The organism is Saliphagus infecundisoli (genome assembly GCF_020177375.1).
In the GTDB taxonomy this organism is placed as follows: domain Archaea; phylum Halobacteriota; class Halobacteria; order Halobacteriales; family Natrialbaceae; genus Saliphagus; species Saliphagus infecundisoli.
Map to the genome: position 1 here is coordinate 1 of NZ_JAIWHV010000027.1, position 22,358 is coordinate 22,358.

Genomic DNA, 22,358 nt, shown 5'->3' on the forward strand with positions numbered 1-22,358 from the left:
TGTTGCTGATCTTGATCGTATCGGATAAAATTGAACGTCACGGATGAATCCTTACGCTATACAGGAGTTTCTGCTAGATAAGGTCTACGTCATGTGAGTTCTCTGTCGATGTTTCTTGGACAGGCTCGGAATTGGAGAAGAATCTGCGTGAGACCGAGGACTATCTTGATGAAATGCCTGGTGTCCTCGCCGTGTTTGACCTCGATGAGGAACCGCACTACAGTTTGCTCTGTCAGTGGGAACAAGAGTACCAGATGCGTGAACTCCCCCGTCTGCTCCGCCGAAGCGCGTGGAGCAGACGGGCTGGAGTGGAGAAGCAGCCATTAACGCAAGTGGTTTCCAGTACGATCAAACTAGTTTTCACTACTGTGACCGCGCAGCCTACTCGTTTCAATCGGTGGAAACGATAATCTTAGTCAACACGAACTCCTTGGCAGTCAAGGACGTCCACCTCGTCCTCGACGACGACACTGATCACTCGCCAGCGTCGACTCGTTTCGCGACGTCACCTTAGTGTGATGATCAAACAGTGTCTGTCGTCGAATATCACAGCCTCGCCGAAACTGCGTTTGAGCGCCAGCAACGAGATGAGAACCCGTTCATTCGCAACGTCGTCACCGAGAAAGCTTGTATGTCTGACGACAAGGGTACGATTCCCACAGTCGAATGAAACCTCTGGCAAACACTCGGCGGCATCACACGCTTTCTTAAGTACTGTTAATCTCGCCTAACATGTTCGGTACTTCTAATTGTGGCGCAGACGAAGATATACAGACGAATACTGATGCCACAAGCTAAGATCACTCTCACAATCCCAGAAGGAATCTGGATTGGCGACATCTCACGTGAGTATCCAAACGCAAATATCCGTATTCTGGCAGCCCTCACGGATGATAGCACGGGCGTAGGACTCACCGAGATTACCGCCATTGATATCGAGAGCGTTATTGCTGATATTCGAGCTAATGATTCGGTGATTGAACTCACAAAATTACAGCAATACGAGGACACAGCCTTGGTCCAGTTTGAGACGACAATGCCTTTGCTCCTGCTACCAGTGCAAGATTCGGGGGTCCCGCTTACAATGCCGTTCACGATCAAAGACGGGAACGCTGAGTGGGATATCACTGCCTCGCAACATCGACTCTCAGACCTCGGTGAACAACTAGACAAGTTCGGTATTCCGTTTACGGTGAATGAAATTCACCAGCAAACCGAACCCGAACAATTACTGACCGGTCAACAATTACGCCTCGTAACTACCGCGGTTAGACACGGCTACTATGATACACCGCGACGGTGCTCGCTCACTGAACTCGCCGAGAACATTGATCTCGCTAAATCAACGTGCAGTGAGACACTCCATCGAGCGGAAGAAAAGATAATCAAGCAATTCATTGAGAATGAAACCTATATTACTCTGTGATTACGATTTCGAGTTCGTAACTTCCTTCTCCTTCGTTAGCTGATAATCATACGATGAGTAACGACAAGACGGTATTCACCAGACTCGGTGGACACGAGGCAGTGGAGAGCGTAGTGAACGACTTCTACGACCGCGTGTTGAACGACGAGCGCGTGATTCACCATTTCGAGGATAGTGATACGACAGAACTCCGAGCTCATCAGGTGCAATTCATCTCGGCAGTAACCGGCGGACCGGTCGAGTACTCAGGGGACGATATGCGTGAAGCTCACAAAGGGATGGGTATCACCGATACCGAGTTCAATGTCGTGGCAGAGCATTTGAATACTGCTTTGGCCGAAAACGGTGTTTCAGACGAAGACCGCGAACTGGTCCTTGAGACGGTTGAGGAGGTACGCCCCAAAATCGTAGAGATTACGGAAAGTGGGGAAGCTAGTTCAGTGACTTCGTAGTGTTTTTACCCTTCTCAGCAGCGTATTCTACAATGGTGGGAAGGAAAACGCATAACGGGGAGTTATTTTTCAGTGATACAAATTGAAATAACACTTGCAGAAATGATATTTTGTGACGCAACCAATTTATCCACTTGTTCCCACAGAGAAAGACGATCGAATATGTTCGGGGGTTGCCTTTTCCTCATGGCTAGGAAATTAGTTGTTATGGTGAGAGCATCATATGGAGAGTGTAGATGAGCATGTACTGTCCAGTGATGGCCTTCTTCGAGTATCTTTGTGAGCGTCCTCGTACTACGAGGTGGTATATCCCCAACGGCACAGTGACCCAGTTTCTAGAAGTGTTTGGCTCGGTTCGAGTCCATCCGTTCATACCGGCATGAGGTGTTGTTCATGAGCGTTTCTGACCAAGACGATCTAGATCCAGAGGCTGTTCAAAGCGCGCTACGTGCTTATGGTGATGAAATCAAACGAAAAGAGATCCAGAGAATGTTTAATCGACTTGAGGCGAACCAAGAATTTACCTGTGAACAACGCGAGATTATTCGGCAAATGGCCACTGCCATCGTTGAGGGAGTATTGACAGCGCCAGAATTAGAAGACAACCAACGATATGATGACGAAGATGTTCAGACGATAGTCAGTCTCTTTGATCTAGATCAGTAGATCTCTACTTCTTTAGTTCCCTTATGACGAGTCGGCCCCTTCCTGTTTTTCAGAGAGAACGAGCAACGCGATACTATCAGCTTTCGCAACTGGAGAAATATCTTGAGCTCCATCAAAGTGAACCACATCACCCTCGTTCACATGATACGCTTCCTCATCAAGTTGGAGCTCAAGACTACCAGTGACGAGATAGAGCACAATCTCCCGATCAGGATGGGCATGGGGTTTAACGTGCTCCCCAGCAGAGAGGGTCAATCGAATCGTCTTCGGTTCCTCACTGGGAAATGCATTCGAATGTGGTTCCCCCTCAAGTTCTTGTAGCGATTTGATATGGGCCATAGTGTTTGAATAGTAGTCAAACGGGTTCGGAATTTTCCAATACCAATCGTTGTGTTATCGATCGTTATCCAACATAGGCACGGACGACATGTCCCCCGCACCCACACTGTTCAACATACTCCCAACGGACACCCGAATCTCCGAATCGGTCGCTGAGAGTGTCGTATAGATATGTCTCGGGGTGGCCATGGGCTTCGTGCGTGACAAGGTTGACGTGGTGACCGTCCGTTGTCTGTTCGATTGCTTCGATCGCGTGCTGTTCGAGTAAGGAACGATCATCTGCGTACTGCGGTTTCTCAAGATTGGCTGACCACGAGTTATCGTGAGTCCGATCCGTGACCGGCTCGGTTTCGCCGTGACCATGATCGTGATCATGGGAATGGCTTGCCATAACGACACATATGTTCGCCTCTCCCAAAAAGAATTTGGTAAGACGGCCCGATCACATCGACCTCGCCACGCATACCGATCACGGCCACCCCTCGTCATAATTGTTCAACTCCTCTGAAAGAAAGTAGACGGCAATAGTGTGGCATAAAATTTAATTGGCATATATGAGGATGAAAGTGGTGGCAATCCCCATATATCGAATGACCACAGAAGGATACTGATACTCTTGCGCAATGATTACCGAAGATGTTCGGGAAAACTAATTTACATCTAACTCGATGGATGCCAGCTATGGGGACTGGTACCTCAAATATTTCAACGAAAAAACCAGCAGATGGGCACACTTCAATAGAAGAGAGGAATTCATTCCTGCGAGAGATTTCCCCATGGATCGAGATACATAGTAAGAACGAAACGATAGGGAATCCCGTTCCTGGCTTCGATAAGGCGTGGACGAAGTTTTCGAGTGGATATGGTGAGTATGACGTTTTCACCTTGTATGGAGGTGGACGGTGATAACATTTAACAACCGTTCCATTGTCGTGGCAAGTATGGAGAGAAAACAGTCGAACAGGACTATCGAGAGGGCGTGAATAGACGACATTCTCATCAGTTATGGATCGTCGTACTATCATCATCGTTGGCATCCTCCTCGCTGTCCTGCTTCCGATGTGGTTCATCGGATTACAGGGCGAACCGCCGTCGGAGGAAATCGAAATCGATCACAGCGTCAGCGAAATTCGACCACTAGACGGATTCATCGATACGCCTAACAAGCTCTCTCCAAGCCAAGTGGGAGTTATCGTCTGGATCGCACTCTTCGGCCTCGTCGGCGTGACAGCGTTCTTTCACCGCTTCATGGACCGAGCTGCGAGACCCAACGCCGATACTGACGCGGCTCTCACAGACGGGAGCGGTCTCACAGCATCTTGGATCGAGACCGATGATCGGTGGATCGTTGGGTACCACTCTTCCAGTGATGCTGCTGAGGGACTGATCGCCATGGGCGGGCTGACCGCTCTGACCATCGCCTTCGCGGCGTTGTTCACCGGAGAGTACCTCACGTTGGCCCGGACTCAATACTTCGGCATCTACGCCTTTGGCATGTTCATGTCATTGGCCGGTCTGACTGTCTCCTACTACGCCTGGTTCATGCCACACGTCGAAGTGGCTGAACGGAGGGATCACTGATGAACGAGCCTACACGGGATGAGATCAGCTCGCGATCGTCTATGACAACCAACGCAAAGGAGAGCTCGGAGCCCGACCGAAGCGAGGAGGCTCGGACTACCGACGACTGTCCCTGTTCTGGGACGGCGCCGACCGACACACCGAGCATCTACACAGGATTATGGCGTGATAATCGTGCGATGATGGCACGGCGGGACTACGCGAAGATTCTGGCGACTGTTGGTGGACTGACCGCCGTCGGAAGCCTCGCCGCGCCGCTTGCGGGACTGACCCAGGTCTTTGAGCGGTCCTACACCGGACCCGTCTATTCCGATGGCGTCGCCCTCATCGATGAGGAGGGAGCACGGATCGGAGAAGATCAACTAGCGGAGGGCGACCACCTAACTGTCTTTCCGGAGCCGCGACCGGGCATCGATCGGGCGCCGACGTTGCTCGTCCGATTCCCGGAGGACGCCTACGGCGGCACGACCAGACTCGAGTTCACGGCCGGCGGCTACGCTGCCTACTCGAAGGTCTGTACGCACGCAGGCTGTATGGTCGCCGACCGTGACGGCGATACGCTGGTTTGTCCCTGTCACTCGGGTCGATTCGATCCGCTCTCAGGTGCCGACGTGACCGGCGGCCCGCCGCCACGCCCGCTCCCACAGCTTCCGATCACGATCTCGAGCAATGGAGAACTAATCGCTGTCGGGGACTTCGAGGCTCCAGTCGGAGTTGGAGGGGGTGAGTGAGATGGGACGATTCGACCGCGTCTATGCTTGGTTCGACGACCGACTCGGTCTCAGCAAGGCTCAGACGTTCCTCGGAAAGGCCTTCCCCGCGGAGGATTCGTACCTGCTTGGAGAGGTTGCCGCGTTCTGTTTCCTATTGTTGGTTCTGACGGGCATTTTCCTGGGCTTCTTCTTCGAACCGAGCACTACGGAGGTCACATACGAGGGAAGTGTTGCTGAGTACCAAGGTGAAGAAATGCCCGAAGCGTTCGTCAGCGTCCTCAACATCACCTATGACGTGCCCTTCGGTATGTTCATCCGGCGGTTACATCACTGGGCTGCCCACCTATTTATCGCCTCGATCGGGTTGCACATGCTACGAGTGTTTTTCACAGGCGCGTATCGCAACCCTCGTGAAATCAACTGGCTCGTCGGAACCGCCCTTGCTAGCCTCGCGATGGCAGCAGCCTACACCGGCTATGCGTTGCCATTTGATGAGTTCGCCAGTACCGCGGCAAGCATCGGCTACAATATCGCCACGTCGATACCATTGCTTGGCGACCCAATCGGACAGATCGTCTTCGGAGGTGATTTCCCATCAACCGCGACAGTGCCCAGGTTGTTCTTTCTCCATGTCCTCGTAATACCCCTGCTAATCGCAGGGTTACTGGGCTTGCACTTCGTTATACTGATACGCCAAAAGCACACTGAGGCCCCGCGTGACGAGGACGTGACCGGACGCGAGCATGTTGACCGTGATGACGATAGTGTCGTGATCGGTTTGCCGATGGTGCCAAATCAGGCTGCGGTTAGCGCTGCCGTCTTCTTCCTGACGTTGGCGGTGCTGTCGTTACTGGCTGGATTCCTTCCTGTCCATAATATCGCCGAGTATGGGCCTACCGACCCTGCGAGTACACCTTCCCTGGTCATGCCCGACTGGTTCCTGATGTGGGGGTACGGCTTCCTGAAGCTGACTCCGGCATGGATGAGTTTCGACCTGTTCGGAGTCCACGTCAGTTCCGAGTTCGTCGGCGGACTCCTGTTACCCGGCCTGGTGTTCGTTTCCGTCGCCGTTTGGCCGTTTATCGACTACGAGTCAGAGCCGACTCATTTCGGAGCCGACCCGCTGGAGCGCCCCGTCCCCACTGCAGTCGGAATCGCTGGAGTTGTCTTCGTGATGCTGGCCTCGATCGCCGGCATGGACGTCATTGTTGCCGACCTCGTCGGATCAACGACGGCTGTGATCAGGCCATATCTGACGGCAATATTGATCATCGGCCCCATTCTTGCCGGCCTCACAACCTACGCCGTCCTCGGCGGGTTCGGCAATGACGAGCAAGCTGGGGGACGAGCTACTGATAACGATGGGGGTGACCGGAGTGACGCCAGATCTGATGCCATCGATACACCAGATGAGACGTCGCCGGTCGCTGATAAGGACGGCAAACAACCGGAGGACCCCGATGAGTGACCATTACGAGGGTTGGAAGCCGGTTCTGTCTGAACACAGGTACCGGTGGGTGGATCGAGCGAGCAAACTACTCGGGGTCGTCCTGATCGGCACCGGGCTCCACGTCGGCGGCGGAACGGCAACTGGCCTCGTCGTCGCGACGCTGGGCGTCGTCTTCGGACTGCTAACAGTGGTTGTAGATCGACAATGAGTGACAGTAACGACTTCCACGACGACTCGGAATCGGCTTCCACAGGCATTGACACGGCACGCCGAGACTTCCTGAAAGGAATAGGTCTTGGGGCGGCACTTGGGGTCACCGGCATCGGTCTTGCCGACCAACAGGGGGGAATGGAGACGCTCCAGGTCGTCGACGACCCGATCGGCGACTATCCTTACCGCGACTGGGAAGACCTCTATCGCGAGGAGTGGGACTGGGACTCGACGGCTCGTTCGACTCACAGCGTCAACTGTACCGGCAGTTGCTCATGGGAGGTATACGTCCGCAACGGCCAGGTCTGGCGAGAGTCTCAGGCCGCAGATTACCCCAAATTTGACGAGAACTCCCCCGATCCCAACCCTCGGGGTTGCCAGAAGGGGGCCTGTTACTCCGATTATGTCAACGCTGATCACCGCGTACTCCACCCACTTCGCCGGACCGGCGAACGCGGCGAGGGCCGCTGGGAGCGGATCTCCTGGGACGAGGCACTGACCGAGATCGCCGAGGAGATCGTGGACACTGTCCAGGCGGAGGAGTACGACGCCATCAACGGCTTCACGCCGATCCCCGCGATGAGTCCCGTCTCCTTCGCCTCGGGGAGTCGTTTGTTAGACCTGCTTGGTGGCGTGACGATGTCGTTCTACGATTGGTACTCGGATCTGCCGCCGGGCGAACCGATCACCTGGGGCACCCAGACGGACAACGCAGAGAGCGCCGACTGGTACCACGCCGACTACATCATTGCCTGGGGATCGAACATTAACGTCACGCGGATCCCCGACGCGAAGTACTTCCTAGAGGCCGCCTACAACGGCACGAAACGTGTCGGCGTGTTCACCGACTACTCTCAGACTGCAATCCACTGCGACGACTGGCTCAGCCCCGAACCGGGCAGTGACCCCGCACTTGCGCTCGGGATGGCCCGAACCATCGTCGACGAGGAACTATACGACGAGGCCCATCTCAAGGAACAGACGGACATGCCGCTGTTGGTACGGGAGGACACAGGCAAGTTCCTTCGCGCAAGCGAGGTTCCCGACATCGGTGGCGATGTCGACGACCCCGAGAAGGTCTTCGTGATGGAGGATGGCGACGGTAACCTGCAGGTCGCGCCAGCCTCACTGGGCGACCGGGACGGCCAACATGACGAGACCGCCAGTATCGAACTCGAGTTCGATCCTCAGCTTTCAGTCGACAGGTCCGTCTCGACTGCCGACGGGGGCCAGGTCGACGTCAGGTCGGTCTGGGATAACCTCCAGGACGAACTCGCCCAATATACGCCCGAGTACGTCGCCGACGTCACCGGCGTCGGCCGTGAGACCCACCAGGAGGTTGCTCGTGAGTTCGCCGGGGTCGAGCGCGGGAAGATCATCCACGGGAAGGGCGTCAACGACTGGTACCATAACGACCTCGGCAACCGCGCGATCCAGTTGCTCGTGACACTGACGGGGAACCTCGGCCGGCAGGGAACGGGCTTCGACCACTACGTCGGCCAGGAGAAGATCTGGACGTACAGTGGCTGGCGGAGCCTCTCGTACCCGACCGGAAACGTCCGTTCAGTCCCGACGACGCTGTGGACCGCCTACCACTCCGACGTGATCGAGAACGTCGACGAGGAGACGGCCGAGATGATCCAAGAGTCGATCGACCGTGACTGGATGCCGGTGTATCCGTCCGAGCGCGAGGACGGGTCCCGTCCGGATCCGAGCGTTCTGTTCATGTGGCGGGGTAACTACTTCAACCAGTCCAAGGGCAACGTCGCCATCGAGGAACAGCTCTGGCCGAAACTCGACCTGATCGTCGATATCAACTTCCGAATGGACTCTTCGGCGCTGTACTCGGACATCGTCCTCCCGACGGCCAGCCACTACGAGAAACATGATCTCTCGATGACAGATATGCACAGCTACGTCCACCCGTTCACGCCAGCGGTCGAGCCACTTGGCGAATCGAAGACTGACTGGCAGATCTTCCGGGAACTGGCCGCGAAGATACAAGACGTTGCCACTGAGCGGGGCGTCGATCCCGTCGAGGACCGCGGGCGTGACCGTGATATCGATCTTCAGTCGGTCCACGATGATTTCGTCCGGGACTGGGAGACCGAGGAGGCAGACGCCCTCGCCGAGGACCGGGCAGCCTGTGAATTCATCCTTGAACATTCCGAGGAGACCAACCCCGAGGACTCTGACGAGCAAATCACCTTTGAGGACATCGACGAGCAGCCCCGACGTTTCGTCTCGGTCGGTGACCACTGGACCTCGGACTTAGAGGAGGGTGAACCGTTCACCGCTTGGCAGCGGTATGTCCAGGATAAACAACCCTGGCCCACGTTCACCGGGCGTCAGCAGTACTACGTCGACCACGACTGGTTTCTCGATCTCGGTGAGGAGCTCCCGACCCACAAGGAGTCGCCGACGCTCCAGGACCGCGAAGACTACCCGCTTCGGTACAACACGCCCCACGGACGCTGGTCGATCCATTCGACCTGGCGGGACTCGACAAAGATGCTTCGGCTACAGCGGGGCGAACCGGTCGTCTACCTCAACCCTGAGGACATGGACAACCGGGATATCGAGGACGGCGACACGGTCCGGATATATAACGACGTCGGGGAGGTGGAGATCCAGGCCAAGCGCTACCCGAGCGGAGAGCCTGGCACCGCGCGAATGTACTTCGCCTGGGAGCGGTTCCAGTTCCCCGATCGCAACAACTTCAACTCACTCGTGTCCATGTACATGAAACCCACACAGCTCGTTCAGTACCCCGAAGATACCGGCGACCACCTCTCCTTCCGCCCGAACTACTGGGGCCCGACCGGCGTCAACAGCGACGTTCGCGTTGAGGTCGAGCCCATCGAGGAGGACCCCGACGCCGATGCTGACCAAGAGAACGATCAACCGGCGAACGAGTCGGACGAACAGGGAGAGGAAGTCGACGATATCGGTGGTATGGAAGGGACCAACGAGACCGATGAGGCCCCACCCGCCGACGGGAACAATACGTCAGACGGCAACGTAACGGATGCTGAATCGAGCGACCCGATCCACGGCTCCGACGACCACGAGGGGGGTGACGGTCAATGAGCCAGTCCGACGACGGCCAGGCCAACGACCCGGCAGGCGACGGGACCGAGGTCCGCCTCGCCGACGGTATCGACCACCAGGTCGCGATGGTGATGGATCTGAACAAGTGCATCGGCTGTCAGACCTGCACCATCGCCTGTAAGACGAACTGGACCGACGGGGGCGGCCGGGAGTATATGTACTGGAACAACGTCGAGACCAAGCCTGGATCGGGCTATCCACGAGACTGGGAGGAGATGGGCGGCGGCTGGGACGAGGAGGGCGAGGAACGCACCCCCGGTGAGTTACAAGATAGAGAAGACTACGGCCGCCCGTGGGACTTCAACCACGAGCAGGTGATGTACGAGGGAAGTGATGAACCGTTACGGCCGATGGACCAGGCCGGCTGGGGCCCGAACTTCGACGAGGATGAGGGAGCCGGCGAGTACCCCAACTCCTACTACTTCTACTTGCCCAGGATCTGCAACCACTGCACGCATCCCTCCTGCGTCGAGGCTTGTCCGCGCTCGGCGCTGTACAAGCGCGAGGAGGACGGCATCGTTCTCGTCGATCAGGATCGTTGTCGGGGTTACCGCTACTGCGTGGAGGGGTGTCCCTACCGGAAGGTGTACTACAACGCGATGAAGAAGACCTCTGAGAAGTGCATCTTCTGCTACCCACGTATCGAGGGCGAGGGGCCAGACGGCGAGGTCCACGCCCCCTCCTGTGCGGAGGACTGCCCGCCCCAGCTTCGCCTCGTGGGCTACCTCGACGACGAGGAGGGACCGATCCACAAGCTCGTCAACGAATACGAGGTCGCCGTCCGGCTCCACCCCGAGTACCGCACGGAGCCGAACGTCTACTACATTCCGCCGTTCGCGCCGCCCCAGCACTCCGAGAGCGGCGAATCCCTAAACGCCGAGCGGATCCCCAGAGACTACCTCGAGGAGCTGTTCGGCCCGGACGTCAACGAGGCGTTGAACACGATTGACCGCGAGCGCTCGAGGGTCGAACGCGGCGAGGAGAGCGAGGTCATGGAGCTGCTGACCACGACCGATACCGAGGACCAGTACCGGCTGGAGGTGTTCGACTGATGGCTTCCGCCCGCAAGGGTCGCGGTCGAGCGGCCGGCCGACGGAGGTGGCCCGATGGCCCGTAGGTCGCTTATCCTGGCGGGCTTGCTCGCCGCCGCGCTGGTCGCGACCGCCACCGTCGTGCCTATGCTAGTCTCGGCACGCCCGGCCTACGAAATCCCGGTCCACGACGGGGCCGACGGTGACTCACTCGATGGCGCCGAGGGCGACGCGTGGAACGAGGCCCCGTCGGTGGGTGTTCCTCTCAGCAGCGCCGACGCCGCCGTCCCGGCCGCCAACGACACGTCGGTTGAAGAAGTCCGCGTCGCCAGCGCCCGAACCGACGAACGTCTGTACGTCCGCCTCTCCTGGGCGGACGCGACCCGAGACACATCGACGAACGACGTCCGCGAGTTCGCTGACGCGGTCGCCGTGCAGGTGCCGGCAAACGAGTCCGAACGCCCGCCCATCGCCATGGGGGGTACGGACAACCCGGTGAACGTATGGTACTGGAACGGATTGAATTCCAGTCAGGAGCTTCTGGCCGGGGGCCCCGGAACTACGACTGTCATGACCAGTGGGGAGCTCCGGACGAACGCCACCCATAGCGACGACCGCTGGCGCGTGGTGTTCTCGCGACCGCTCGCGGGAGAGGACGCGAACCGGACAGCATTTTCCGCGACCGAGGACGTCGACGCGGCCGTCGCGGTGTGGAACGGCTCGAACATGGAACGCTCGGGCCAGAAAGCCACGAGCGAGTGGTACTACCTGGCACTCGGGCCCGGTCCCAAGGGCCCACCCTACGAAGCAATCCTCTGGACGGTGGCCGGGCTCGCCATCGTCTTCACGACGCTCGTGACCATCGAGGGCGTCCGGCGAACGAGGGGTGAGTGACCGTGGCCGCACACGACGAGGACGAGCGGACTGAGACGGCCGCCAAGGCGGGAGACCACGTCGATGTCACGGCCATCTCCGGAGACATCAATGTCGACCCTGGGGCTCGTGGTGCCGTATACGCGCACCTGGCGCGGTTATTCACCGAGGCCGACTCGGACCTGTACCGTGCACTCGCCGGCGGCGACGTGACCGACGAGTTCGAGCAACTGCTCGACCGTTGTGCCCTCGATGTCGAGCCACCAGACTTCACCGTCACAGAGGACCGGGAGGATCTCTCCGCACGATATAATGACCTTTTCGTCGTCGGCTACTCAGAGGTAGTCGACAAGACCGACGGCACCGTACACAACGAGGGTCCACCGGTGTCGCTGTACGAGTCGGACTATCGCCCGGACGTCTCCTGGAACGACGTAAACCTCGACCTTGCGCGGGCCTATGAGTACTTCGGCTGCCAGGTCGATCAGGAAGTGCGGCGTAACCACGATCACCTCAGGCTTGAACTCGAGTTCATGGGCTACCTCTGTCGTCGAGAGGCTGTCGTTGATCCGGACATAGCAGCGGCCCGGCTCGACTTCCACGACCGACACCTCCGGGTGTTTTCGGAGGGCCTCACCGAGCGACTAGGAACCGAGCCCGGAACCGGCTTCTACGGGCGCCTCGGCAGCTTCTTGGACCGGTTCACGGCCTCCGACGTGGCGGATCTAGCCGACCGTCGGGAGGGCAACTCGTGAGCAACGAGTCCTCAACCGCGCGACCCGGCACGGCCGAGGGTGACGGTGACACCGGTCCCGACGGGCCGGTCCCTTGGTCGTCGAGCGAACGGGGTATGTGGCCACGAACGCCTGCGGATCGCGAACGTGTCGTCCTCGGCATGGCCACTGCCGTGTTCGCTGTCGTGACCGGGACAATGACACTCGATGTCCTCCGTAACCTGCCGTACGATCCTGTTGTCGTCCCTGGGTGGATCCAGTCGCTTGCTGCCACCGGAAGCGCGGTCGCAAGCGCGGTCGCGCTCGTCGCGGTCGCGCTTGCCACCCGACAAGACGCCGTCCGCGTTGGTCTCTTGTTCGCGGGCGTGTTCGGGCTGCTGGTTACGTTCGATGCCGGCGCGACCCTACCGGCCGCCGCGGCGGTCGTCGGTGGCGGCGGGCTGGCGCTTCTTGGCGGACTGGGACGGCCGGCCACGTATCGCCGACTCCGTCGGAGCGCGATCGCCGCCATGCTCGTCGTCGGGATCGGCCTCTCGCTAGCAAGTACTATCGGCCTGGCGGGGCCCGGCTATCGAGGCATCGGTGGTGCGTTCGCGCTCGTCGGCGTTACCGGGATCGGCATCCACATGGACGGCGACTGGATCGCGCTCGGTGTGACCGCCCTTGTATTCGCGCTCGTTGCCTTCGCCAGCGCGACCGCCCCGTTCGTCGCCGGGAGTGCCCTCCTTGTCGGCTTTGCCGTAGTCGACGTTCCACACCTGTTGGTCGCACTCGCGTTCGGAAGCGCCAGCGGAGCGGCCTTCGCGGGACTGCGCCGCCGCGACTACGGTCTCGCCGTCGGCGCCGGTCTCCTCGTCTTCGCCGGCATCCCAGCGACGCTCCCGCGCGCGATGGCGGTCGTGCTCGGCGCAACGCTCGTACTCGTTCCCGCGAGGCGGCTCCTCGGAGAGGCCCACGACGGTGCTAACGGGGGACGCAGATCCAAGGAGGTGAGGACATGAGAGATGCCGACGAGGCCACCGACGGCCCGACGGACCCCCGCGTCCACCCCGAGGAGAGCCCGGGCTTCGGCGAAGAGCCGGACGGCCTTGACGAGATCGAGGTGAGCCGTGACGTGACGCTTGGCGAGGCAACGCCCCGTGAACTCCAAGCGACCGACCTCGGACCGGTCGCTAACCGTTCGGCCGTCGACCTAATCGAAGACCTCACGTCGGGTGACGTCGTCGAACGCCGCCGGGCTGCGCTCGCGCTTGGGGAGGAACGCCCGGCCGAGGGACTTTTTGACGCACTCGTCACCATCGGCTTAGCGGACGCTGACGCCGACGTCCGACAGTTCGCCGTCGAATCGCTTGGGAACCTCGGCGGCGAGCGCGCCGGTGATGCCGCCCTCGGGGCTCTCGACGACGAGAACCCCTGGGTCCGCGCGGAGGCCGTCGTCGCGCTCGACCGCATCGACCGTGTTGCGTACGAGTCACACCTCGAAGCGGCACTCGCCGACGATCACCACGCGGTGCGCCGGAACGCTGCCATCTCGCTGTTCAAGATTCGCGGTGAGGACACGCTGGACCTGCTGCTCGAGCTCTCCCGGGATGATAGCGAGCGCGCCCGTGAGTGGGCGGCCCACCTTCTGGCCGGCGTTGACGACGAGCGGGCCGACGAGCGATTGACCGAGATCGCAAGCGACGAGTCGGAACCGAAGGTCGTTCGGAGCACCGCGGCCCGGTCCATTGAAGCCGATCCCGGGAAGTTCCGGCGGCAGTTCACCGGCGGTATCGAAAACGACAGCGCGGATCTTCCGGGTGAAAGCCGTCTGAACCGGCGCCCGGATCTCTGACATGGAACACAACAACCGGAAATCCGACGACGGTGAACGAGTCGACGAGAACCGCAACGACGACCGGACCACGGTCGATTCGGACGATATCGAGGCGGCACTTCGCCGGGTTCGAGACCCGGACGCCGATGTGACGGTGTTCGAGGCGGGACTGATCGAGGATATCCGTGTCGATGACGGCCACGTCGCCATCGATGTTGATTTGAGCGACTTTCCGCCCCAGGAGGCCCAGTCGGTGACCCAGACATTGATCCGGGCGGCCTCGGACGTGGCCGGTGTCGAGCGTACCCACGTCGAACACGTCCAGTCCCAACCCATGGCCGAGGACCGAAGCCTCGGGATCGGGGCTGCCGATCGCGTGATCGCGGTGGCGAGCGCGAAAGGGGGCGTCGGGAAGTCCACGGTCGCGACGTCGCTCGCGTGTGCGCTCGCTGTAGACGGCGACGACGTGGGCATCTTCGACGCCGACATCCACGGCCCCAACGTCCCAGAGCTGTTGTCGGTCAGCGGGCCGATTCATTCCGATGAGGACGGGAACCCAATCCCCGTCGACGCCGGTGGGCTGGAGATGATGAGCGTCGGGCTGATGTCCTCGAGCGCGCCGCTTGCGTGGCGGGGCGCAATGGCCCACGACGCGCTCACGGAATTGTTCGAGGAAACGGCGTGGGACGACCCCGACACGATAGTACTGGACCTCCCGCCGGGTACCGGTGACGTCGCGCTGACGACGCTACAGGAGGCCCCCGTCGACGGCGTCGTCTTCGTTACGACGCCCTTTCATGCGGCAGTTTCGGACACCCACCGATCGATCCAGTTGTTCGAGGAAAACGACGTGCCGGTGCTCGGCGTCGTCTCGAACATGGGTGAGTTCGTCTGTGAGGAATGCGGCCATCCGCACGAACTGTTCGAGGGAACGAACCCAGTCGAGTCGCTGGAAATCCCTGTTCTCGCGGAGATCCCCTTCTCGCCCGAGATGCAACAGACGCCACGGCCAACATCGGACGAACTCTCATATCACGCCCGGGAACTCGGGACGGCCGTGAACGATCGATTCGACGAGATCTGGGAGGTCAACGTGCCCGAGGGCGCCGTCGACCTGCGCGACGTTCCGCCCGAGAACCGGCGCGATCGCGTCGGAGATGCCTTCGAAGACGTCGAGCTTGGCGAGCGATTCTACATTGTGAGCGATCGTGACCCCACGCCGGTCCGGGAGTATCTGCTTGAGCTCATCGATGATGGGGAGCGACTAGAGTCGTTCGAAACCAGACGGCAAAATCCGGATACCTGGCTTGTACGGACCGTCCTCACTACCTGAGATTCCTCACGGGAGAGCTTTGATCGGACGAGACCCTGCTGAGAGCCAGCCATGGTCTCAGATCACGACCGGGCCTGTACATGGTACACCCGTATTCTGGAGGTTCTGACGAGAGTCGCAGTGAATTCGGGACTTCCAGCTCGCATCGGTGCCGATCTCGCACCGGCGGAGGACTCTCCAGAGTCTATCCCTATTGAATCAATCTCGCTCGTTCGAGGTCGTCGGGCGTGTCGATGTCAAAGAAAACGCAAGGATCCGCGTGTCGTTCAACAGCTGCGGACGGAACGATGTCGGAATCAAGCTGATCGACGACTGCATAGAGACTTTTGTTCGGACTGCTCGCTTCAATAAGTGCATCACGCTGGTAGACTGCTTGTGTGGGCTGGAGTTTTCCCTCGAACCCACGAGGGATAACGCAGTCAGTACTGGACTCAGCCAATCGTTCGAACAGGAAGGTGAGCAACTGCGGATCGAGGAACGGTTCGTCAGCCGCACGGACGGCGACAGTGTCTGCACGACAACTCGTGAGTGCGGCATCGATACCCGCGACCGGTCCGCAGTCTGTAACCGGGTCGGGCACAATCCTGACATCTGTGGGGTCCCCGAGACAGGATCGGATAGCCGGGGTCTGTTCGTCCCGACAACTGATCACGGTCGTATCGGTGACCGGCTGAACTCTCTCGACGACGTGGCATAGTAATGGTCGACCATCGAGTTCTGCGAACACTTTATCCCCGTCACCGAAGCGCTGGGAGTACCCGCCTGCAAGCACAATTGCTGCGCGCGGCGTTCTTTCTGTCCGCTCACTCGAGGTCATGAATCAAGTAATAGGTTTTCGAACTCCTGAGCTTCCTGATTGGAGTCAAGCTGGATTGTCTCGACCCGATCAACTGATTTCACCGTTCGGATTCCCGAAATTCCCGGGGCAACGAAGCGAGGGAAGTTCGCGTCCGTAACGGTCCGTGAGTCATCGAGTGGTCTCCGATCGAACGCAATCAGTCCATCAATGACCGTCCCAATCGGAAGACAAACGGTGAACCCGTCGGACCCACGAATACGCGCGTGAGTCGTCCCCGATGAAACACGTGCCACGTCGATGAGCGAACGAATCGGGACACCATGCCACTCGCCTGGAATTGGCTCACCCGATGAACACTGAAACGTTTCTCGGAGCTCGTCAGTCGGGAAGTCCTCGGGGTCTACTTCGATTGACGTCTGCCCGACGAATGTAACCCCCATTGGGGAAGTAGAAGTCGGTGATCGGCATCAAATTATCGTCTTTATAGTTTTAGTAGAGTACGGCCATATCATGAAATAGTTCACAGCTGACCTTATTCGACAGAATATGGGACTGTTGTGGTCCACCGTTTGACTCGACCGATCAGCCCGCCAGGGTTCGCTACATGAATTAGCGATAATTGTCAGAATTCTTCTTTTGAGATTCCTCGTAATAGGCTTATAACGCCATTTGAACGCGCACAGTAAGAGTCTGAAGACGTAAGCCTATGAACTCAGTCACTGATCCCTGTAGCAGCGCGGTCAGTTGCTCGCGGAGACTTGGTCGCCGATCTGAAGACGCTGTCCGCGATCAACGCCCGGAACTCGTGTAATGATCATGACTGTATAGGGGTGATCGAACGCCGTTGGATCCGCCCACTCGGGGAACGTCTCCTCCCGGTTCCGTACGAACCGTTGCCTGAACTCGGGGAGAGGTTCCCCGCTGTCGGGATCGCGCTGGGGAACGACACACCGTCCACACGGGGTGACGCCCTCGAATGTGACGTCGCCGATCTTGAACGAGGGCGCGTCATCTCCGACGAACCGATCCTCCCAGAACGGGGGGACGCCCGACACCTCGATATTCGCCCGAAGCCGCCTCCGTACACCCTCGACGGCCAGCTCGTCGAACCACGAGGCAACTGCCTTTACTGTCGCGGTACTGATAACTGACGGCCCCATTTCTCGTCGGTCGACGTACCCCGTCGATTGGTCCCGCGATAACTCTATGTGTTCCTCGAAGAACTCCCCGAGCCAGTGTGCACATGCCTCCCGATCGCTGACGAGATTGAACCTCCGTTTTCGACCGTCCGGAGGTTCGATCGCCAGTTCGTACGATTCTGGATCGAAGCCAGTACGGAGGTCGTGAATCCTGTCGGTCCGTTTCCCGTTGAGAATCTCGCCATCCGAATCGAAGAGTGCAAACTCCCGGTCGAACTCAAGCGTCCCTCCATCTAGCACCGATGCTGCGTCAACCTCAATCCCGTCGAGTCCCTTGACCGGATACACCCGCAGCCGCTCGAGTCGTGCCATGGTGGATGCTTGTAATCGGATCCGTTAAGCGTTCGTGCGAAGGCGGGGGCCGTTCAAGATCACAACTATCTGGTTTGACCTATCCAACCAGGCCCGCTGAACACCCTCACCGCGTTGCAAACGCCCCGGCGAGCAGGTAGCCGTACCCGAGGGCACCACCGATACCGAGGAGAATCCCCATTCCCTCGAAAAAAGCGGTTGCGGTCGCGAGTCCGCCTGCTTGAAGCGCAACCCCACCAGCGAGCAGGACGATGACGACGAGCGCAGTTCGGTCGGCACAGCCCGGCCATTGCCCGACATTCGGCGGGTAGAACTGAAAGGAGACGCCGATGATAGTAAGTCCGAGAAAGCCAAGCAACATAAGGCGTCGGTGGGCCGCGATTAGATCCACCGAGAGCCCGGTGATCGCGATCCAGAGACCGACGAACACTGCCACGACACCGCCGGCTGCGCCCGCAGCGATGCCATAGAAGGCGACCCGGCGACGATCCGATCGGTAGAAGAGCAGAGCGAATCCGATTGCATAGCCGACGATCGCGATGGTCTCGAGTAGTCCGCCGACGAGGAGGAAGGTCCCGGCAGGAAGGGAGGCGGCCAGCAGGATTGGGCCAAGCGCGCCAGTTGAGAGGACGAGAATGACAAGTGGTTTGGGCACGTCGGCGACGAGAAATCGGGGAAGGAGACGATATCCAAGTGCGAATATGAGCAGGGCTGCAACACCCGCTCCGAGAAGGTGCGTTGTTCGGGGGAGATAGGCGTCGAAAAGCGACGGGACAAGGCCATATGCGGCGACGGTCTCATAGCTCCCAAGAAGAAGGTACGCCAGCACGATCGGTACGAAGGCATTGGCAATCCGATCAACGGACGCCCGGTGGACGTTGACGCCTCCCGTCCCCGTCTCCCTGCCGGTCAGGTTATCCCGGACCGTCCAAGCGAGAGTTCCGACGAAAACGGCGACGCCCGCTGCCCAGAAGATTGCTCCGACGAGGCCAACGATTCGGGGGACGCCGGCGAACGGTTCAGCTGCCAGACACGCAACCCCGATCCCCCCGAGCGGAAGCCCAACAACTGCGGCTCGCGGATCAGCGAGCGTCCGATCGAAGTATGTCGGCACGAGTGAGTACGCCTTTCCGAAGACGATGCCCAGGACGAAGCCGTAGAGTCCGAGGACGACCTCGGTCCGATTCGGGATCCCGACAAGAAGGCTGACCTGCCAAAGAATTAGCCAACAAGCCGACACAGCGACGTATCGCCGTGCCCATCGTGATGTTTTGCCCCCGGTCATGGATCCCCCGTTCACCTCCCTCAGCCAAACATTTGTCCCTCATCTAGAGAGATTACCGGTCTCAGTACCTCACAAAGCTGGTTAGTTGAGTCTGCTTGCTGAAAATGGATCTAAGACTATCCGTCTTTAGTTAGCCCTCACACCTCGGTTACGTAGCGGTAACGAGCGTCTCTTAAAGGATTGGTCGTTGCTGGTGAATTTTCTGTGCGTCTTCGATCAATCGCTTCAACAGCGGCGGTGGCGAATAGCCGAGGTGTTTGCCGAGTTCGTGGAGGATGAGCTGGGCGTGCGACCGGAAGATCGCCGCCCAGCGCTCGGGCGGGAAAACGATTTCATCGTCGGCCTCTTCGGTGACCAGATCCAGCAGATCACGGCTTACCAGCAGTGACAGCACCGCAGCGTACAGCAGAATCTCGACAACCGCCGGGTTGCTCGTGTCGAACTCGTCGAGTTCGTACTGTGTCTTCAGCTGCCGGAACAGCAACTCCACCCCCCCACCGACACCGGTACAGCGTTGCAAGATCAGCCGGGAGGAACTCCTCTCTGAACAGATTCGTGATGTAGAGATGGTAGTCATCGGCGTCCGCAACGAGGACGCCGACGACGCGGAACCCCTTCGTATCCAGCGACCGAATTCAATCGTACGGACCTCGCTTGAATTCCGCTTCGACCTCGACGTCGATGTACTCGCGATGGAGATCGTCCACGACGTCGTGGATCTGCTTGCCTTCTAGAGGGATAACGCGGCCGCGCCATCCACGAAATTCCACCGTTATCACCGGGTTTGCGCTTTTCTTCAGCCGACTCACGAAGTAGCCGTCGTTCTCATCGATCAACGCGAAGCGGCGATACTTGAAGTACGCGAGGTCGAGGAGAACGAGCCGCCCCTGCAGCCACGGCCCTGTCTCGAACAGTGTGCTGTCGTGCGCTTTTTCGTCAGTCACGTCAAGCCGTTCGATCGTCTGGTCGGTGGCATTGTGGAGCAGGTGGAGCGTCGCTCCAGCCTGCTCCTCTTTCCGGGCTTCGTACTCCTCGGAGAGAAATTCGTGCAACCGCAGTATGGTTCCATCAGCGATCATCACGTCCCTGAATCGGTCGATATCAGCGTCGACAGCGTCGGGAACAGCGACCTCGTCGAGTGCGGTCTCGACGAGGTCGCGGAGGTACTCCGCGAGCGAGGGTGTCAACCGCTGATAGAAGCCACCAGGCGAGATCGGTTCGTCGGCTGTGGAGTTGTAGCTGCGTCGGAAGCCAGCGAGTGTTCGGCTGTCGCCTGCAGCGAAGCCGAACACGAGCGCCCAGACGAACGCTGGAATCTGGAGTTTGCGGTCGCGTTCGACCACGCCGAGTTCCTTGGCGTGCTCTTCGAGGGACTCGGAGGGAAATAATGTAGTGAGCCGACGCATAAGCCGGGATGAGGAGGCTTTGGTTGACACAGCCGTCGCCTCCTCATTCCTCTCGCAAAGAAATCCCGATAAGTCGCCGCTGTCATGCGGTTCGTCTCTTAACTAAAGACGGATGTTTTAGAGCTTTAATCGGCGTCAAGCGGTTCGAACACGTACATGTTATTTATGTTGATATCGTAGAAAACCGTTCCCTCTGGCATCCGATAGAACCGCCAGAGCGCGTAGAGATCACCCACTGATCCAGCAGTATTCAACACGAGGGCGAACAACGCCGACGTGGCGACCAATGGACTGGGAACCGCGAGTAACGGCAGACAGAGGGCAGTAAAAATCGCCAACGGTGCGATCCCGACCCGAAGGTTATGCTCACGGGAGTGAAACTGGTGAAACACCGCTGCGTATACCGCCCCAAATCGCCACCAGACGCCGTAGTTCACGTCGTATCCGTATCGCTGAAAAACCACGCCGTGGAGCAGTTCGTGGACCACGGCGACGGTCAGAAACGCGACCACCAAGGGGACCGCCATTCGGATGAGATCGAAGCCCAAGCTGATTCCCTCCTCGCCCTCAACTTCAAAGACGAAAAACAGAGCCTCTGAGCCTTGCAACTGAATTAAAAGCCACCCGTAGACGACAGTGGAGACGACCGTCAGTACAATCCCAGCCAGAGTAAGGGGCAGTTTGGAATATTCAAACTGATATGGGTCATTGTATCCCTCCGGCGTCGGCGGCGGAGAGGCGTCGTCGGCTTCGGTTTCAGCGGCTTCAATCGAGTCTTTGTCCGTCATCTACGACATTCGTCAACTGATTAAAGTACTCTTATTGTATATGTAATTATTGCTTCCAGACCGACGAAACCCTTCCCGCGCTGCATACACCCTCTATATCCAACATGGCGTTTGCATCAAATTCTGAGGGTTCAACAGAGCCAGGAGGGCATAATTCACTCGGGTGCATATCCCCACATCTCGACGATTTCGTGTAACTCTTCGTCATTAGTAGTCTCGGGATCGTACTCGATAGCCAAGGCTCGATTATCCGTCTCAATGGTCACTCCATCGATCCCAGCGGTTCCTTCCAAGACGGTGATGATCGTGTTCTCGCAGTTGTCGCACTCGAAGACCGTATCGATGACCGGTACGGTGGCAATTGAGTCCATATCGTTTTGCTAGTCGACGTCGAACGGTGGTAACGATTCACACGAATTTGTTCCGAGTGTCAGTGACCTTCGTAGAGATCCACTTAGTTTATCGGAGAGCATTCAGCACCCCCTGCGGGTTTATGGCCTGTCGCACAGTCAGATAGATCGGGCGGTTACTGGGTTCCGGTAGGCAACTGGTCCACTGTCTTGACCTCTCCAATGCGCTCGATCGCCCCGATTGGGATTTCAGTAATAGCCGTGATGATGAGATCATCTTCACCTCCATTCGAGCCTTTCTCTACGTCGATTACCAACTCCTCGTAGTACTTCCGAATTGTGGCAACGACGTACTCGTCCCGACCCGGTCTCGTTCGAATCAGATACGAATACTGCTCCACGTCTTCTGAATCTCCCATTTCACTCAAGCTATCGGTGGTCAATCATCGCCAAATCACTGCTGTTTTGGATCCTGTCGGAGGCA

General features: G+C 58.6%; 23 protein-coding genes and 2 pseudogenes. 15 read left to right on the plus strand and 10 right to left on the minus strand.

Annotated elements, in window-relative coordinates; translation table 11 throughout:
• Positions 1 to 128: 128 nt before the first annotated feature.
• From LCF40_RS18920 to LCF40_RS18935, 4 genes and pseudogenes are all read left to right on the plus strand, one after another.
• Positions 129 to 451, plus strand: a pseudogene (locus LCF40_RS18920) (IS5/IS1182 family transposase); the annotation flags it as partial.
• Positions 452 to 784: 333 nt separating this feature from the next.
• The gene (locus tag LCF40_RS18925) at positions 785 to 1,426 is read left to right on the plus strand and encodes a helix-turn-helix domain-containing protein (protein ID WP_224829747.1); all 642 of its coding nucleotides are present in this window, start codon (positions 785 to 787) and stop codon (positions 1,424 to 1,426) included.
• 53 nt (positions 1,427 to 1,479) lie between these two features.
• Positions 1,480 to 1,878: a group I truncated hemoglobin gene (locus LCF40_RS18930; protein WP_224829748.1), complete on the plus strand. Its 399-nt coding sequence runs from the start codon at positions 1,480 to 1,482 to the stop codon at positions 1,876 to 1,878.
• A 393-nt stretch (positions 1,879 to 2,271) separates the two neighbouring features.
• Positions 2,272 to 2,544, plus strand: coding sequence for a hypothetical protein (locus tag LCF40_RS18935; protein WP_224829749.1), 273 nt, complete (start codon positions 2,272 to 2,274; stop codon positions 2,542 to 2,544).
• Positions 2,545 to 2,565: 21 nt separating this feature from the next.
• On the opposite strand, the gene LCF40_RS18940 is transcribed toward LCF40_RS18935, so the two are convergent.
• Entirely contained in the window at positions 2,566 to 2,883 is a 318-nt protein-coding gene (locus tag LCF40_RS18940; protein WP_224829750.1) for a cupin domain-containing protein, read from the minus strand.
• Between the two features lie 64 nt (positions 2,884 to 2,947).
• Positions 2,948 to 3,274 (minus strand): CGCGG family putative rSAM-modified RiPP protein, encoded by a 327-nt coding sequence (locus LCF40_RS18945; RefSeq protein WP_224829751.1) that lies wholly within the window; start codon positions 3,272 to 3,274, stop codon positions 2,948 to 2,950.
• A gap of 614 nt (positions 3,275 to 3,888) precedes the next feature.
• Here LCF40_RS18945 and LCF40_RS18950 point away from each other — a divergent pair.
• The 11 genes from LCF40_RS18950 to LCF40_RS19000 all read left to right on the plus strand — a co-directional run bounded on the left by LCF40_RS18950 (position 3,889) and on the right by LCF40_RS19000 (position 15,735).
• On the plus strand, positions 3,889 to 4,464 hold the full coding sequence (locus LCF40_RS18950; RefSeq protein WP_224829752.1) for a hypothetical protein: 576 nt from the start codon (positions 3,889 to 3,891) through the stop codon (positions 4,462 to 4,464).
• A 41-nt stretch (positions 4,465 to 4,505) separates the two neighbouring features.
• Positions 4,506 to 5,195, plus strand: coding sequence for a Rieske (2Fe-2S) protein (locus tag LCF40_RS18955; protein ID WP_345777865.1), 690 nt, complete (start codon positions 4,506 to 4,508; stop codon positions 5,193 to 5,195).
• Position 5,196: 1 nt separating this feature from the next.
• Entirely contained in the window at positions 5,197 to 6,645 is a 1,449-nt protein-coding gene (locus LCF40_RS18960; protein WP_224829754.1) for a cytochrome b, read from the plus strand.
• Positions 6,638 to 6,835, plus strand: a complete 198-nt coding sequence (locus LCF40_RS18965; protein ID WP_224829755.1) for a DUF8120 family protein — start codon at positions 6,638 to 6,640, stop codon at positions 6,833 to 6,835. Before LCF40_RS18960 ends, LCF40_RS18965 begins: the two co-directional genes overlap by 8 nt.
• The gene (narG, locus tag LCF40_RS18970; protein ID WP_318247913.1) at positions 6,832 to 9,927 is read left to right on the plus strand and encodes a nitrate reductase subunit alpha; all 3,096 of its coding nucleotides are present in this window, start codon (positions 6,832 to 6,834) and stop codon (positions 9,925 to 9,927) included. Before LCF40_RS18965 ends, narG begins: the two co-directional genes overlap by 4 nt.
• A complete protein-coding gene (narH, locus tag LCF40_RS18975; protein ID WP_224829756.1) occupies positions 9,924 to 11,000 on the plus strand; it encodes a nitrate reductase subunit beta in 1,077 nt (358 codons plus the stop codon). Before narG ends, narH begins: the two co-directional genes overlap by 4 nt.
• A 54-nt stretch (positions 11,001 to 11,054) precedes the next feature.
• Entirely contained in the window at positions 11,055 to 11,873 is an 819-nt protein-coding gene (locus LCF40_RS18980) for an ethylbenzene dehydrogenase-related protein (RefSeq protein WP_224829757.1), read from the plus strand.
• A 2-nt stretch (positions 11,874 to 11,875) separates the two neighbouring features.
• Complete coding sequence (locus LCF40_RS18985; protein WP_224829758.1) at positions 11,876 to 12,607, plus strand: molecular chaperone TorD family protein; 732 nt, start codon at positions 11,876 to 11,878, stop codon at positions 12,605 to 12,607.
• A 140-nt stretch (positions 12,608 to 12,747) separates the two neighbouring features.
• Positions 12,748 to 13,587 carry a DUF8068 family protein gene (locus LCF40_RS18990; RefSeq protein ID WP_484593365.1) on the plus strand — a complete coding sequence of 280 codons (840 nt, stop codon included), beginning with the start codon at positions 12,748 to 12,750 and terminating at the stop codon, positions 13,585 to 13,587.
• Complete coding sequence (locus LCF40_RS18995) at positions 13,584 to 14,420, plus strand: HEAT repeat domain-containing protein (protein WP_224829760.1); 837 nt, start codon at positions 13,584 to 13,586, stop codon at positions 14,418 to 14,420. The genes LCF40_RS18990 and LCF40_RS18995 overlap by 4 nt, the downstream gene beginning before the upstream one ends.
• 1 nt (position 14,421) lies before the next feature.
• Positions 14,422 to 15,735, plus strand: coding sequence for a P-loop NTPase (locus tag LCF40_RS19000; protein ID WP_224829761.1), 1,314 nt, complete (start codon positions 14,422 to 14,424; stop codon positions 15,733 to 15,735).
• A 190-nt stretch (positions 15,736 to 15,925) separates the two neighbouring features.
• Here the strand turns inward: LCF40_RS19000 and mobA are convergent, their stop codons facing one another.
• The 8 genes and pseudogenes from mobA to LCF40_RS19040 form a co-directional block, all read right to left on the minus strand.
• The gene (mobA, locus tag LCF40_RS19005; RefSeq protein WP_224829762.1) at positions 15,926 to 16,552 is read right to left on the minus strand and encodes a molybdenum cofactor guanylyltransferase; all 627 of its coding nucleotides are present in this window, start codon (positions 16,550 to 16,552) and stop codon (positions 15,926 to 15,928) included.
• Complete coding sequence (locus tag LCF40_RS23845) at positions 16,549 to 16,974, minus strand: molybdopterin-dependent oxidoreductase (RefSeq protein ID WP_224829763.1); 426 nt, start codon at positions 16,972 to 16,974, stop codon at positions 16,549 to 16,551. The genes mobA and LCF40_RS23845 overlap by 4 nt, the downstream gene beginning before the upstream one ends.
• A 300-nt stretch (positions 16,975 to 17,274) precedes the next feature.
• Complete coding sequence (locus LCF40_RS19015) at positions 17,275 to 18,045, minus strand: MOSC domain-containing protein (protein WP_224829764.1); 771 nt, start codon at positions 18,043 to 18,045, stop codon at positions 17,275 to 17,277.
• A gap of 106 nt (positions 18,046 to 18,151) precedes the next feature.
• A complete protein-coding gene (locus tag LCF40_RS19020; RefSeq protein WP_224829765.1) occupies positions 18,152 to 19,330 on the minus strand; it encodes a hypothetical protein in 1,179 nt (392 codons plus the stop codon).
• A gap of 172 nt (positions 19,331 to 19,502) precedes the next feature.
• Positions 19,503 to 20,736: pseudogene (locus LCF40_RS19025) on the minus strand (IS4 family transposase).
• 125 nt (positions 20,737 to 20,861) lie between these two features.
• On the minus strand, positions 20,862 to 21,524 hold the full coding sequence (locus LCF40_RS19030) for a DUF3267 domain-containing protein (protein ID WP_224829766.1): 663 nt from the start codon (positions 21,522 to 21,524) through the stop codon (positions 20,862 to 20,864).
• Between the two features lie 155 nt (positions 21,525 to 21,679).
• Complete coding sequence (locus tag LCF40_RS19035) at positions 21,680 to 21,895, minus strand: heavy-metal-associated domain-containing protein (RefSeq protein WP_224829767.1); 216 nt, start codon at positions 21,893 to 21,895, stop codon at positions 21,680 to 21,682.
• 155 nt (positions 21,896 to 22,050) lie between these two features.
• On the minus strand, positions 22,051 to 22,293 hold the full coding sequence (locus tag LCF40_RS19040; RefSeq protein WP_224829768.1) for a hypothetical protein: 243 nt from the start codon (positions 22,291 to 22,293) through the stop codon (positions 22,051 to 22,053).
• Positions 22,294 to 22,358 lie beyond the last annotated feature (65 nt).